The sequence below is a fragment of the Micromonospora sp. NPDC049836 genome, from assembly GCF_044465125.1.
Classification (GTDB): Bacteria; Actinomycetota; Actinomycetes; order Mycobacteriales; family Micromonosporaceae; genus Micromonospora.
The window spans coordinates 65037-78775 of sequence record NZ_JBITLH010000003.1 but is presented as its reverse complement, the minus strand read 5'-3'; the positions used below and the strand labels follow the sequence as shown (position 1 = coordinate 78775).

Sequence of the window (13739 nt, the reverse complement as noted above, 5' to 3'; positions counted from 1 at the left end):
GAAGAGATGACTACCCAGGCTTCCGCGCCGCCCGCGACCAAGTCGCAGGCGCTCCGCTCGTACGACGTCGCCGACTTCCCGGCCCTCACCGGCCTGGAGGAGGAGTGGCGTTTCACCCCGCTCAAGCGCCTGCGCGGCCTGACCGGCGGCGAGGTGCCGGCCGCGACCGGCACGGTCCGCCACGAGCACGGCGACCTGCCCGAGGGCGTCACCGTCGGCCGGATCGGCCGGGACGACCCGCGGGTGGGCAGCGTGCTCACCCCGTTCGACCGGGTCAGCGCCCTGGCCTACGGCGGGTTCGACGAGGCGCTGCTGGTGCAGGTCGCCCGGGACGCCGTGGTCGCGGCGCCGGTGAGCCTGCGGGTGGTCGGCGCCGGCGCGGACGCACTCGCCCTCGGCCACACCGTCGTCGAGGTGGGCCGGTTCGCCGAGGTCACCCTGGTGCTGGAGCACGTCGGCTCGGCCACCCTGGCGGACAACGTCGAGGTGGCCGTGGGCGACGGGGCGAAGCTCATCCTGGTCACCGTCGCCGACTGGGCGGACGACGCGGTGCAGGCCCAGCACCTCAAGGTGAAGCTGGGCCGCGACGCCAAGGTGATCCACGTGCAGGTCAGCCTCGGCGGCGACCTGGTCCGCCAGTACACCTCGGTGGAGTACACCGGGCGCGGCGGCGAGGCCGAGCTGTACGGCCTCTACTTCGCCGACTCGGGCCAGCACCTGGAGCACCGTCAGCTGGTCGACCACACCGTGCCGGACTGCCGCAGCTACGTCGGCTACCGGGGCGCCCTGCAGGGCGACAGCGCGCACACCGTCTGGGTCGGTGACGTGCTGATCCGGGCCGAGGCGACCGGCACCGACACGTACGAGATCAACCGCAACCTGCTGCTCACCGACGGCGCGCGGGCGGACTCGGTGCCGAACCTGGAGATCGAGACCGGCGAGATCGCCGGCGCCGGCCACGCCAGCGCGACCGGCCGCTTCGACGACGAGCAGCTCTTCTACCTGATGGCCCGGGGCATCCCGGAGTCCGAGGCCCGCCGCCTGGTGGTGCGCGGCTTCTTCGCCGAGCTGATCAACAAGATCCCGGTCGAGGAGCTGCGCGAGCGGCTCGGGGACGCGATCGAGGCCCGCCTCGCCAAGGCCGGCGCCTGATGATCAAGATCTGTTCCACCGAGGACGTGCCGAAGGGCACCGCGATCAGCGCCGACGTCGACGGCACCCAGATCGCCATCGTGCACGCCGAGGACGACGCGTTCTACGCCGTGTACGACGAGTGTTCGCACGCCGCGGTGCCCCTCTCCGAGGGCGAGGTCGACGGCTGCACGCTGGAATGCTGGCTGCACGGATCCCGTTTCGACCTGCGTACCGGTGAGCCCACCGGGCTGCCCGCGACCGAACCCGTTCCCGTCTATCCCGTCGAAGTCCGCGACGGCGACATCTACCTTCCCGTGGGCGCCGACGGCCGCCCGCTGCCGAGCAATGGAGTGACCCGCTGATGAGCACCCTGGAGATCCGCGACCTGAAGGTGTCGGTCAAGCTGCCCGAGGGTGAGCTCAAGCCGATCCTGGCCGGTGTCGACCTCACCGTGAAGTCGGGCGAGACCCACGCGATCATGGGCCCGAACGGCTCCGGCAAGTCGACCCTGGCGTACTCGATCGCCGGCCACCCCAAGTACGAGATCACCGGCGGCTCGGTGACCCTCGACGGCGAGGACGTGCTGGCCATGTCCGTCGACGAGCGGGCCCGCGCCGGGCTCTTCCTGGCCATGCAGTACCCGGTCGAGGTGCCCGGCGTCTCGGTGGCCAACTTCCTGCGTACCGCCAAGACCGCCATCGACGGCGAGGCGCCGAAGCTGCGCACCTGGGCCGGCGAGCTGCGCGGCGCCATGGAGAAGCTCCAGATGGACCCGGCGTTCGCCCAGCGCAACGTCAACGAGGGCTTCTCCGGCGGGGAGAAGAAGCGGCACGAGATCATGCAGCTGGAGCTGCTCAAGCCGCGGATCGCCATCCTCGACGAGACCGACTCCGGTCTGGACGTGGACGCGCTGCGGGTGGTCAGCGAGGGGGTGAACCGGGTCCGCGACACCGGCGACACCGGCCTGCTGCTGATCACCCACTACACCCGGATCCTGCGCTACATCAAGCCCGACTTCGTGCACGTCTTCGTGGCCGGCCGGATCGTCGAGCAGGGCGGCCCGGAGCTGGCCGACAAGCTCGAGGAAGAGGGCTACGAGCGGTACGTCGCCGGGGCCGGCGCGGCGCGGGCCTGACCTGACATGAGCTCCATCGCGATCCCGGCGGGCATGCCGCAGTACGACGACGTGCCCCGCTACGACGTGGCGCGGGTGCGGGCCGATTTCCCGATCCTGGACCGGGAGATCAACGGGCACCCGCTGGTCTACCTGGACAGCGCCAACACCTCGCACAAGCCGCGTCAGGTGCTCGACGTGCTCGCCGAGCACTACGCGCGGCACAACGCCAACGTGTCGCGTTCGGTGCACACCCTGGGCACCGAGGCGACCGAGGCGTACGAGGGGGCCCGGGCGAAGATCGCCGCGTTCATCAACGCGCCGAGCGTGGACGAGGTGGTGTTCACCAAGAACTCCACCGAGGCGATCAACCTGGTGGCGTACGCGTTCTCCAACGCCTCGCTGCGGCCGGACGCCGACCCGCGGTTCCGGATCGGGCCGGGTGACGAGATCGTCATCTCCGAGATGGAGCACCACTCGAACATCGTCCCGTGGCAGCTCCTCGCCGAGCGGACCGGCGCGACGCTGCGCTGGTTCCCGCTCACCGAGCAGGGCCGGCTGGACGAGTCCGGGCTGGACGACCTGGTCACCGAGCGGACGAAGATCGTCTCCCTGGTGCACACCTCGAACATCCTCGGCACGGTGAACGCCACCGGGCGGATCACCCGGCGGGTCCGCGAGGTCGGCGCGCTGCTGCTGCTCGACTGCTCGCAGTCGGTGCCGCACCTGCCGATGGACGTGGTCGACTACGACGCCGACTTCATCGCCTTCACCGGGCACAAGATGTGCGGCCCGACCGGCATCGGGGTGCTCTGGGGCCGGGCCGAGCTGCTCGCCGCGATGCCCCCGGTGCTGGGCGGCGGGTCGATGATCGAGACGGTCACGATGGCCCGGTCGACGTTCGCCGCGCCGCCGGCCCGGTTCGAGGCGGGCACCCCGCCCATCGCCGAGGCGGTGGCGCTCGGCGCGGCGGTGGACTACCTCTCCGGGGTGGGGATGCGGGCCATCCAGTGGCACGAGAAGGAGCTGACGGCGTACGCGCTGGACGCCCTCGCCACCGTGCCGGGGCTGCGGATCTTCGGGCCGACCGTGCCGGTGGGCCGGGGCGGCACCATCTCCTTCGCGCTCGCCGACGTGCACCCGCACGACGTGGGGCAGGTGCTCGACTCGCTCGGTGTGCAGGTGCGGGTGGGTCACCACTGCGCGAAGCCGGTGTGCACCCGGTTCGGGGTGCCGGCCACCACGCGGGCGTCGTTCTACCTGTACACCACCACGGCGGAGATCGACGCGCTGGTGGCCGGCCTCGAGCAGGTGCGGAAGGTGTTCCGGTGAGCCGGGCGACGCGGGGAGCCCGGCGACTCGACGGGAGGGCAGCCTGATGCAGCTTGAGTCGCTGTACCAGGAGATCATCCTGGATCACTACAAGCACCCGCACGGCCGTGGCCTGCGGGACACGGCGGAGCCGGGCGCCCGGGTCGGCGAGGCGCACCACGTCAACCCGACCTGCGGCGACGAGATCACCGTGCGGGTGGCGACCGACGGCAAGGTGTTCACCGACATCTCGTACGACGGGATGGGCTGCTCGATCAGCCAGGCCTCGGCGAGCGTGCTGCACGAGCTGCTGCGCGGCCGCGCCGCGGACGACGCGGCTGTGGTGCACGAGGCGTTCGTCGAGTTGATGTCCGGGCGTGGCCAGGTCACGCCGGACGAGGACGTGCTCGGAGACGGGGTGGCGTTCGCGGGTGTCGCGCGCTACCCGGCCCGGGTGAAATGCGCGCTGCTGTCGTGGATGGCGTTCAAGGACGCCGCGGCACGCGCCGGGGTGGGCGTGAGCCCGGAGGTGAAGGCATGAGCAGCGACGAAACCAGCACGCCGGAGGGCGGCGCCGTGGCGACCGACGGCACGGCACCGGCCGGCGCGGCGGGCGGCGGCAAGGCCGCGATCGACGACATCGAAGAGGCGATGAGGGACGTCGTCGACCCCGAGCTGGGCATCAACGTGGTCGATCTCGGCCTGGTGTACGGCATCCACGTCGACGACGAGAACGTGGCCACCCTGGACATGACGCTCACCTCGGCGGCCTGCCCGCTGACCGATGTGATCGAGGACCAGGCCCGGCAGGCGCTGACCACCGGACCGGGTGGCGGCCTGGTCAGCGACATCCGGATCAACTGGGTGTGGCTGCCGCCGTGGGGACCCGACAAGATCACCGACGAGGGCCGGGACCAGCTCCGCTCCCTCGGCTTCAACGTCTGACCGACCGGTCACCCGTCGAGCGCGACACCCCTTGTGGGGGTCGCGCTCGACGCGTTCGCGGGCCCGTACGTGGTCGGGGCCGGCGGTCAGTCGCGCTCCTCGATCGCCTGCACGCAGCGTGCCAGCAGGTGGCGTAGGATCCGTCGCTCCTCGTCCGTGAACGTGTCCGCGAGGCGGCGTTCGATGCGTACGGCCGCCCGGTCGGCGACGGTCAGCGCTTCCTCGCCCGCCTCGGTGAGGTGGGTTTCGAGGACGTGCCGGTGCCACCGGTGCGGTGCGCGGGCCACCAGGCCGCGTTCCTCGAGGGTTTTCAGCACGGCCGCCATGGCCTGCGGAGTGACGAGGCAGGACCGGGCGAGCGCCGCGCCCGAGATGCCAGGGCTGTCGGCGAGCGCCAACAGCGCGGCGTACTGCGCGACGGTCAGGTTCGCGGGCCGCAACGCGGCGTTCTTCGCCGCCATGAGCGCCTGTTCGGCGCGCTTGATGTCAAGGCCGAGTCGCTCCCCGGCCGGCATTCCCATGACGCACATCGTAGCCTCTGGAACTTCAATCAAGCCTCGTATTAGCATCAAGGCCTTGATGGTAGATCAGGCTTTGGGGGCCTCGTGGACGGAAAGACCATCCTCATCACCGGCGCGACCACCGGGCTGGGCCGGCAGGTGGCTCGGGATCTGGCCGGGCGCGGCGCCACGCTGCTGCTGCACGGCCGGGACCCCGAGCGGTTGGGTCGGGTGGCCGGGGAGTTGGGCGCGGAGGCGACCGTGCGGACCTACCCGGCCGACTTCGCCGACCTGGCGCAGGTACGCGGGCTGGCCGACCGCATCCGGCAGGTCGAGCCGCGACTCGACGTGTTGGTCAACAACGCCGCGGTCGGCGGCGGCAGTGATCCCACCCGGCGCGAGATCGGCCGACAGGGGCACGAGCTGCGGCTGACCGTGAACCACCTAGCGCCCCACCTGCTGACCCGGGAGTTGACGCCGCTGCTCGCCGCCTCCGGCCGGGCCCGGGTGGTGAACGTCGCGTCGATGGGCCAGGCGCCGATCGACTTCGACGACCTGATGTTCAACCGGCACTACGACGGAGTCCAGGCCTACTGCCGGGCCAAGCTCGCCATGATCATGAGTAGCTTCGATCTCGCGGCGGAACTGGGCGGCCACGGCATCACCGTGAACGCACTGCACCCTGCCCATCTCATGGACACGCCGATGGTCCGGACCAGCGGCCTGGCGCCCGCCGTCACCGTGCACGACGGTGCGCTGCCCACCCTGCGATTGATCATCGACTCCGCGCTCGGGACGGTGACCGGGCGCTACTTCGACCGGTTCGACGAGGCCCGCGCCCACGAGCAGGCGTACGACGCCGTGGCCCGCGCCCGCCTGCGCGCGGCCACCCGCGAGCTCATCGACCGGTAGGGCCGTCGCTCGGGGCGGGCGAAAACCAGTGGCGGGACCGGGGGAGCGGCGACCAGGATGACCCCGTGATCGAGGCGTACCCGAAGCAGGTCTCTGTCCGCGCGGCCACCGCCGCGCGTCGACAGCGCACCCTGCCGCCGGCCGCCTCGACCCGCCGCCCACCGTCGTGACCGGGGCGTTCCTCGCCGGCCTGGTGGCCGGCTACGGGGTCGCCGTCCCGGTCGGCGCGATCGCGGTCCTCATCCTCGGGCTCAGTGCCCGCACCGGTTTCCGGGTCGGCGCGGCGGCGGCCCTCGCCGTGGCGACCGCCGACGGGATCTACGCGGCGGTCGCCGCGTTCGGCGGCGCCGGACTGGCCGGGGTCATCGCGCCGGTCGCCGGTCCGCTGCGGATCGTCGCCGCGCTGGTGCTGCTCGGGCTCGCCGGCCACGGCCTGTGGCGGGCCTGGTCGGCGCGGACCCGGGAGGTCGCGGAGGCGCCGGCGGGACGGGGGCTGCACAGCCCCGGGCGGGCGTACGCGGTGCTGCTGGCCCTGACCCTGCTCAACCCGGCCACGGTGGTCTATTTCGCCGCGCTGGTGCTCGGCCGCCAGGACACCGCCGACCCGGACGCGGCCACCGCCGCGCTCTTCGCGGCGGGCGCGTTCCTGGCCTCGGCGAGCTGGCAACTGCTGGTGGCCGGCGGCGGCACGATGGTCGGCCGGGTACTGGCCGGCGCGCGCGGACGCCTGGTCACCGGGCTGGTCTCCAGCGCCCTGATCGCCACCCTCGCGATCGTCACCCTGTTGCCCGACTGAGCCGTGCCCCGGCGCCGGGCCGGCGCTGGTCCGGCTGGTGGACCCGGGCTCGGTCCGGGGCGCGGCTCGGTCTGGCGGGCCGGCCGGCTCGGCGATGCCGTACGGTCGGACGGTGACCAGCCGACCCGCAGCCGGGGGCGGCCGGTGGGTCGAGGTCGACCCGGCCCGCGTCGCCCGCTGGGTCGAGGGCTTCGCCGACCGGCACGGCCCGCCCACCACCACCGTCCAGGGGTACGGGCTGCTGCTCGCCGCCCCGGACGGCGCGACCGCCGAGCTGCACACCCCGCCCGGTGCGCCGGCCGGCGTCGACGTACCCGGCTTCGTCGCTGCCGCGGCCGGGCCGCGCCGCCTGGGGCTGCTGCTGGCCCGCAAGGGCGCGGTGGCGGTCGGCGTGGCCGACGGCACCGACCTGGTGGTCTCCAAGGTGGACACCCGGTACGTGCAGGGCCGTACCGCCGCCGGCGGGTGGTCCCAGCAGCGGTTCGCCCGGCGGCGCGACAACCAGGCGAAGGCCGCCCTGGGCGACGCGGCGGAGCTGGCCGTACGCCTGCTGCTGCCGGAGGTGGCGACCCTCGCCGCGCTGGTCGGCGGCGGCGACCGGCGGGCGGTCGACACCGTGCTCGCCGACCGGCGGCTGGCACCGCTCGCCGCGCTGCGCGCGGACCGGTTGCTCAACGTGCCGGAGCCCCGGCACGCGGTGCTGGTCGCCGCGGTCTCCGCCGCCCGAGCGGTCCACATTCTGGTCCGCTGAGCGGGAAAGATCCCCCTCAAGGCGGTCAATCCAACCCGTCGACGGTGCATCGAATCGACTCGATGCATAAAGTCGGTGCCAGCGAAGTGGTGGGTCTCCGGGCGACCCGCCGGGGCAGCTTCCGTCTCCGTCATCCAGGCACCGACATCGTTGGGAGAGCACAACTACATGAACGGACATCAGGACGGCCGGCTGCGGACCCGGTGGCGCCGTGCGGCTCGGCTCCTCGCCGCCGCGTCGGCGATGGTCACCGCGAGCGCCGGGCTCACCGTCGCGCTGACGGTCGGCCCGGCGGCCGCCGCCGGCAGCCCGGCGGCGCGCGCCGCGTTGGCCGCCCCCGCGGCCACCAGCGTCACCACGGGCGGCGCGCACACCTGCGCGATCAGCACCGACGGGGGCCTGTGGTGCTGGGGCTCGAACTACGGCGGCCAGCTCGGCGACGGGACCACCACGAACCGGAGCGCCCCGGCGCGGGTCGGCACCGCCACCTGGACCGGTGTCGACGCGGGCACCGGACACACCTGCGCGGTCCGGACGGACGGCACGCTCTGGTGCTGGGGCTCGAACTTCCGGGGCCAGCTCGGCGACGGGACCACCACGAGCCGCAGCGCCCCGGTGCAGGTCGGCACCGCGACCACCTGGGCCAGGGTGGACGCCGGCCCCTCGCACACCTGCGCCGTACGCACCGACGGCACGCTCTGGTGCTGGGGATTCAACCGGACCGCCCAGCTGGGCGTCGGCGCCTCGCCGTACGTGGCGAACACCCCGTTGCAGGTGGGCACGGCGACCGACTGGGTGAGCGTGTCGACCGGTTTCGGCCACACCTGCGGGGTCCGCACCGGCGGTACGCTCTGGTGCTGGGGCTCCAACTCCGACGGGCAGCTCGGGATGGGCAACCTGACTCCGCAGGCGACGCCCGCGCAGGTCGGCACCGCCACCGGGTGGACCGGCGTCGCGACCGGGTACGCGCACGCCTGCGGCATCCGGTCCGGCACGCTGTGGTGCTGGGGCGAGAACGGGTACGGGCAGCTGGGCGTGAGCGGCTCCTACCGGACCGCGCCGGTGCAGATCGGCACGGCCACCACCTGGAGCCGGATCGCCGCGAGCAGCGACACGACGTGCGCGACCCGTACCGACGGCACCCTGTGGTGCTGGGGCAAGAACACGGCGGGGCAGGTGGGCGACGGCAGCACCACGCACCGGTGGGCGCCGGTGCAGGTCGGCACGGCGACCACCTGGACCGGCGGGCTGGCGGTCACCGACCACGGCTGCGGGATCCGGACCGACGGTGGGCTGTGGTGCTGGGGTGACAACAGCGGTGGACAGTTGGGCGACGGCAGCACCGTCGGCCGGTCCACGCCGGGGCAGGTGACCCTGCCGGCCTGACCGGCCCGGACACGACATCGGCCCGCACCGCTGGTCTCCGGCGGTGCGGGCCGATGCCCGGGGGAGTGGCGGCTCAGGCGGTGGTCACCGCGCGCTGCCGAAGGTGTCGCAGGCCTTCGGGTCGCCGGTGGAGTAGCCCTTGGTGAACCACTGCTTGCGCTGCTCGGACGTGCCGTGGGTGAACTCGTCCGGGTTCACCGGCCGGCCCGAGCGCTGCTGGATCGCGTCGTCGCCGATCTTCTCAGCGGTGTCGATCGCCTGCTGGATGTCCTGCTCGGAGATGCTCTTGAAGATCTTCTGGCCGCCCTCGTCGGCGGTGCCGGTGGCGTTCTTGGCCCAGGCGCCGGCGTAGCAGTCGGCCTGCAGCTCCAGCTTCACCGAGAGGGCGTTCGCGCTCTGCGGGTCGCGCTGCTGCTGGCGGCGCATCTGCGCCTCGGTGCCGAGCAGGTCCTGCACGTGGTGGCCGTACTCGTGGGCCAGCACGTACGGCTGGGCGAACTCACCCTCCGCGCCGAGCTGGTCGGCGAGCAGCCGGTAGAAGGTGAGGTCGATGTAGACCAGGTCGTCGGCCGGGCAGTAGAACGGCCCGACCCCGGAGTCGGCCTGGCCGCAGCCGGTGCTCACCGCCTGGCTGAAGAAGACGGTCTTGGAGGGCTGGTACTGGTCGCCGAAGACCTCGGGCAGGGCGGTGCGCCAGTACGCCTGGATCGAGTTGACGTAGAGGGTGTTGCGGCAGTCCAGCTGCTGGAGCGCGTCCTGCGCCGAGCACTTCTGCTCCAGCGAGGTGTTGTCGCCCTGGCTCGAGCCGCCGTCACCGCCGGTCATGGCGTTCAGCCCGAAACCGCCGCCGACCAGGGCGACGAGGACGGCGATGATGAGGCCCACGAGGCCGCCCCGGCCACCGCCGCCCATCGGGATCGGGATGCCCATCCCGCCGCCTCCGCCGGACCCTCGCCGGTCATCGACCTGACTGGTGTCGATCCGTGCGTTCTCGTTCAGCTCCATGTTGACCCCGATCACCGTTATGTCCGTGTGTGGTGGTTGCGGTACCGGACCGGGTCCGGACGGCATTTCGGTACCCGATGATCTTGTCAGGTAATCCGGGGGTGGCACCCGGAGCCGCCCGGTACAATTGCCCGCGTGCTGCGCTGCGAAGGCTGAACCGCCCCGCGCCGACGGGAAATGACGACCCGCCGGCGCTTTCGCGTGCCCTGAGTCAGCCTTCCGGACCCCGAGAGCGAGTACCTCACCATGATCACTGCCACCGGCCTGGAACTGCGCGCCGGTTCCCGGATCCTGCTGTCCGACACCACCCTGCGGGTCCAGCCGGGCGACCGGATCGGCCTGGTCGGCCGCAACGGCGCCGGCAAGACCACCACCCTCAAGGTGCTCGCCGGGGAGGGTCAGCCGTACGCCGGGCAGATCGACCGGCGCAGCGCCATCGGCTACCTGCCGCAGGACCCGCGTACCGGCGACCTGGACGTCACCGGCCGGGACCGGGTGCTCTCCGCCCGCGGGCTGGACGTGCTGATGGCCCAGATGAAGGAAGTGGAGGACAAGCTCGCCGAGGGCGCCGACGACGAGCGGCTGGTCCGCCGCTACGGCGCCCTGGAGGACCAGTTCGCCGCCCTCGGCGGGTACGCGGCCGAGGCCGAGGCGGCCCGGATCTGCGCCAACCTGGGCCTGCCCGACCGGGCCCTGGCGCAGAGCATCGGCACCCTCTCCGGTGGCCAGCGCCGCCGCATCGAGCTGGCCCGGATCCTGTTCCGCGACGCGGGCGAGAACGGCGGCGGCATCCTGCTCCTCGACGAGCCCACCAACCACCTCGACGCCGACTCGATCACCTGGCTGCGCGGCTTCCTGGCCAACCACAAGGGCGGCCTGATCGTGATCTCCCACGACGCGTCGCTGCTCGAGGCCGTGGTCAACAAGGTCTGGTTCCTCGACGCCACCCGCTCCGTGGTCGACGTCTACAACCTGGGCTGGAAGGCGTACCTGGAGGCGCGGGAGACCGACGAGCGGCGCCGCCGCCGGGAGCGGGCCAACGCCGAGAAGAAGGCCGGCGCGCTGATGGCCCAGGCCGACAAGATGCGGGCCAAGGCCACCAAGACCGTCGCCGCGCAGAACATGGCCCGGCGGGCGGAGAAGCTGCTGTCCGGCCTGGAGGACGTGCGGGTCGCCGACAAGGTGGCGAAGGTGCGCTTCCCCACCCCGGCGCCGTGCGGCAAGACCCCGCTCACCGCGGCCGGCCTGTCCAAGTCGTACGGGTCGCTGGAGATCTTCACCGACGTCAACGTCGCGGTGGACCGCGGCTCCCGGGTGGCCATCCTCGGCCTCAACGGCGCCGGCAAGACCACCCTGCTGCGGATGCTCGGCGGCCTGCTCGAGCCGGACACCGGCGAGGTACGCCCCGGGCACGGCCTGCGGCTCGGCTACTACGCCCAGGAGCACGAGACCCTGGACGTGGAGCGGACGATCCTGGAGCACATGCGCAGCGCGGCGGCGGAGCAGACCGACACCGACCTGCGCAAGATCCTGGGCGCGTTCCTCTTCTCCGGCGAGGACGTGGACAAGCCGGCCGGGGTGCTCTCCGGCGGCGAGAAGACCCGGCTGGCCCTGGCCACCCTGGTCTGCTCCGGCGCGAACGTGCTGCTGCTGGACGAGCCGACGAACAACCTCGACCCGGTCAGCCGCGAGCAGGTGCTCGACGCGATCGCCCGCTACCCCGGCGCCATCGTCCTGGTCACCCACGACCCCGGCGCCGTCATGGCCCTCAAGCCCGACCGCGCCATCCTGCTGCCCGACGGCGACGAGGACGCCTGGTCCGACGACCTCCTGGAACTGGTCGAGCTCGCCTGACCGCCTCGTCGCTCGCGCGGCGGTCGCGGCCCACCGCGGCCGCACCACCGACCGCGTGGGACCCCGGCGCCGGTGCGCCGGGGTCAGGCGAGCAGGCCGGCCAGGCGGGGCAGCACGCCGGAGGTGACCACGATGGTCACGCCGACGGCGATGAAGATCAGCGGGACCAGTCGGTGACCGGCGCGGCCGACCAGGTCGACCACCCGCGGGTGGTTGCCGAGCAGGGCGGCCACCGCGCACCAGAGGGCCACGAGGGCGGCGAAGACCAGCAGCCAGACCAGGCCGGCGACCGGGTCGAGCGAACGGAACACCGGCACGTACACCGCGATGTTGTCGGCGCCGTTGGCGATCGTCACGCCGGCCACCCCGAGCAGCCCGTTGACCACCGCGGGCGGCTCCTCACCGTCGGCGCGGCGGGCCAGCAGCGCCCGCACGCCGAGCGCGATGGGCAGCAGCCCGAGCAGCCCGGGCCACGGGTCGGGCACCACCAGCAGCCCGGCGGCCGCCACCACCGCGACGGCGACCAGCGTGCCGATGCCCGCGTACTGCCCGGCGACGATCTGCCAGGGGCGGGGCCGGCCGGTGCCGCGCGCGGTCACGAAGAGAACGGTGAGCACGACGATGTCGTCGACGTTGGTGGCGGCGAAGACGGTCGCCGCGCCGGCCACCGCGGCGAGCAGGTCGGTCACCCGAGGCAGCGTACGGAACGGCCGGCGGGCCGCTGGTGATCCACCCGGTCGGCCGCGACCGATCGGTCGGAAGGATCACTCTATCGGGAAGGTGACATCGCATAGCGTGTCGGTTGGCGAAGAGTTGATATCTGGCGCATGATCGTTCGAGGCGGTCTAATAGGTGGGACCGTATCCGAACCGCACAGTCTGGGACGTGAGGACACAGCATGGCAGCCACTGGCACAGCCACCAGCACTGAGAAGGGTCGCCGGATCGTCGGAGCCGAGCGTCAGACGCTCGCCAAGGACCTGGTAAAGCGGTACACCGGCGGAGAGAGCATCCGGGCGCTCGCGGCCTCGACCGGCCGGTCCTACGGATTCATCCACCGGGTGCTCACCGAGTCCGGGGTGCAGCTGCGGCAGCGCGGCGGCGCCCGGCGCCGCAAGAAGGCGTGACCCGCCCCGCAGCGTCGTCCATCAGCGCCGCGCCCCGGGCGGTCCGGTGACCGCCGAGACGACCGGGGTGCGACTCCACTGCGACGGGCCGGTCGCGACGGTCACGTTGTGCCGGCCCGACGTGCTCAATGCCCAGACCCCGGCCATGTGGCGCGCGATGAGCGACTTCTCCCGGGATCTGCCCGGTGACGTACGCGTCGTCGTCGTGCGCGGCGAGGGGCGGGCCTTCTCCGCCGGCCTCGACCTGTCGGTGGCCGGTGCCGCCGGCCCGGGCTCCTTCGCCGAGCTGGCCACCCTGCCCGAGCAGGAGTGCGCCGACCGGATCGCCGAGTACCAGGGCGGTTTCACCTGGCTGCACCGTCCCGACGTGATCTCGATCGCCGCGGTGCAGGGCCACGCCATCGGTGCGGGCTTCCAGCTCGCCCTCGCCTGTGACCTGCGGGTGCTCGCCGAGGATGCCCGGCTCTCCATGGCCGAGGTGACCCTCGGCCTGGTCCCGGACCTGGCCGGCACCAAGCGCCTGGTCGAGCTGGTCGGCTACTCCCGCGCCCTGGAGATCTGCGCCACCGGCCGCCGGATGGACGCGGCCGAGGCCGACCGGATCGGCCTGGCCACCCTGGTGGTGCCCACCGCCGACCTGGACGCGGCGGTGCACGACCTGACCGCCGGTCTGCTGGCCAACAACCGGGACGCGATCATCGAGATCAAGGCGCTGCTGGCCGGCGCCGGCCAGCGCAGCCACGCCGAGCAGCAGCGGGTCGAGCGGGAGGCGCAGACCCGCCGGCTGCGTGACCTGGCCGGCCGGGGCGAATAGTAAGGACCCTTCGGGAAGATCCGGGTTACTCGCGAGGTTGTCACAGGCGTCGGGAGAATTGAGCCCGACGGTTCATGCTGCCCGACCACCC

At 72.7% G+C, this 13739-nt stretch carries 16 protein-coding genes; 13 read left to right on the top strand and 3 right to left on the bottom strand.

Annotation, left to right across the window (positions count from 1 at the left end):
- Positions 1-6 precede the first annotated feature (6 nt).
- The 6 genes from sufD to ACIBPB_RS08285 are packed head-to-tail and all read left to right on the top strand — an operon-like array spanning position 7 to position 4504.
- Positions 7-1152: a Fe-S cluster assembly protein SufD gene (gene sufD, locus ACIBPB_RS08310; RefSeq protein WP_396838903.1), complete on the top strand. Its 1146-nt coding sequence runs from the start codon at positions 7-9 to the stop codon at positions 1150-1152.
- Positions 1152-1496 carry a non-heme iron oxygenase ferredoxin subunit gene (locus tag ACIBPB_RS08305; protein ID WP_046571233.1) on the top strand — a complete coding sequence of 115 codons (345 nt, stop codon included), beginning with the start codon at positions 1152-1154 and terminating at the stop codon, positions 1494-1496. The genes sufD and ACIBPB_RS08305 overlap by 1 nt, the downstream gene beginning before the upstream one ends.
- Complete coding sequence (gene sufC, locus ACIBPB_RS08300; protein WP_357323175.1) at positions 1496-2269, top strand: Fe-S cluster assembly ATPase SufC; 774 nt, start codon at positions 1496-1498, stop codon at positions 2267-2269. Before ACIBPB_RS08305 ends, sufC begins: the two co-directional genes overlap by 1 nt.
- 6 nt (positions 2270-2275) lie before the next feature.
- Positions 2276-3580, top strand: coding sequence for a cysteine desulfurase (locus ACIBPB_RS08295; RefSeq protein ID WP_396838902.1), 1305 nt, complete (start codon positions 2276-2278; stop codon positions 3578-3580).
- A gap of 46 nt (positions 3581-3626) precedes the next feature.
- Positions 3627-4100 carry a Fe-S cluster assembly sulfur transfer protein SufU gene (sufU, locus tag ACIBPB_RS08290; protein WP_357323181.1) on the top strand — a complete coding sequence of 158 codons (474 nt, stop codon included), beginning with the start codon at positions 3627-3629 and terminating at the stop codon, positions 4098-4100.
- A complete protein-coding gene (locus ACIBPB_RS08285; protein WP_396838901.1) occupies positions 4097-4504 on the top strand; it encodes a metal-sulfur cluster assembly factor in 408 nt (135 codons plus the stop codon). The genes sufU and ACIBPB_RS08285 overlap by 4 nt, the downstream gene beginning before the upstream one ends.
- 86 nt (positions 4505-4590) lie before the next feature.
- On the opposite strand, the gene ACIBPB_RS08280 is transcribed toward ACIBPB_RS08285, so the two are convergent.
- Positions 4591-5025, bottom strand: coding sequence for a MarR family winged helix-turn-helix transcriptional regulator (locus ACIBPB_RS08280; protein ID WP_396838900.1), 435 nt, complete (start codon positions 5023-5025; stop codon positions 4591-4593).
- Positions 5026-5109: 84 nt separating this feature from the next.
- Here ACIBPB_RS08280 and ACIBPB_RS08275 point away from each other — a divergent pair, with 84 nt between their 5' ends.
- From ACIBPB_RS08275 to ACIBPB_RS08260, 4 genes are all read left to right on the top strand, one after another.
- Positions 5110-5916 carry an SDR family NAD(P)-dependent oxidoreductase gene (locus ACIBPB_RS08275; protein WP_396838899.1) on the top strand — a complete coding sequence of 269 codons (807 nt, stop codon included), beginning with the start codon at positions 5110-5112 and terminating at the stop codon, positions 5914-5916.
- Positions 5917-6082: 166 nt separating this feature from the next.
- Positions 6083-6712, top strand: a complete 630-nt coding sequence (locus ACIBPB_RS08270) for a LysE family transporter (RefSeq protein WP_357323193.1) — start codon at positions 6083-6085, stop codon at positions 6710-6712.
- 112 nt (positions 6713-6824) lie between these two features.
- Positions 6825-7463, top strand: a complete 639-nt coding sequence (locus ACIBPB_RS08265; RefSeq protein ID WP_396838898.1) for an acVLRF1 family peptidyl-tRNA hydrolase — start codon at positions 6825-6827, stop codon at positions 7461-7463.
- Between the two features lie 168 nt (positions 7464-7631).
- Positions 7632-8849 (top strand): RCC1 domain-containing protein, encoded by a 1218-nt coding sequence (locus tag ACIBPB_RS08260; protein WP_396838897.1) that lies wholly within the window; start codon positions 7632-7634, stop codon positions 8847-8849.
- 84 nt (positions 8850-8933) lie between these two features.
- Here ACIBPB_RS08260 and ACIBPB_RS08255 read toward each other — a convergent pair whose 3' ends face one another.
- Positions 8934-9854, bottom strand: a complete 921-nt coding sequence (locus tag ACIBPB_RS08255) for a neutral zinc metallopeptidase (RefSeq protein ID WP_357323322.1) — start codon at positions 9852-9854, stop codon at positions 8934-8936.
- Between the two features lie 246 nt (positions 9855-10100).
- Between ACIBPB_RS08255 and ACIBPB_RS08250 the strand changes: the two genes are divergently transcribed.
- Complete coding sequence (locus tag ACIBPB_RS08250; RefSeq protein WP_396838895.1) at positions 10101-11708, top strand: ABC-F family ATP-binding cassette domain-containing protein; 1608 nt, start codon at positions 10101-10103, stop codon at positions 11706-11708.
- Between the two features lie 83 nt (positions 11709-11791).
- On the opposite strand, the gene ACIBPB_RS08245 is transcribed toward ACIBPB_RS08250, so the two are convergent.
- Positions 11792-12397 (bottom strand): cadmium resistance transporter, encoded by a 606-nt coding sequence (locus ACIBPB_RS08245; protein WP_396838894.1) that lies wholly within the window; start codon positions 12395-12397, stop codon positions 11792-11794.
- 209 nt (positions 12398-12606) lie between these two features.
- Between ACIBPB_RS08245 and ACIBPB_RS08240 the strand changes: the two genes are divergently transcribed.
- Both ACIBPB_RS08240 and ACIBPB_RS08235 read left to right on the top strand, forming a co-directional pair.
- Complete coding sequence (locus ACIBPB_RS08240) at positions 12607-12834, top strand: helix-turn-helix domain-containing protein (RefSeq protein WP_007072022.1); 228 nt, start codon at positions 12607-12609, stop codon at positions 12832-12834.
- A gap of 46 nt (positions 12835-12880) precedes the next feature.
- On the top strand, positions 12881-13648 hold the full coding sequence (locus tag ACIBPB_RS08235) for an enoyl-CoA hydratase/isomerase family protein (protein WP_396838893.1): 768 nt from the start codon (positions 12881-12883) through the stop codon (positions 13646-13648).
- The last annotated feature ends 91 nt before the right edge of the window (positions 13649-13739 follow it).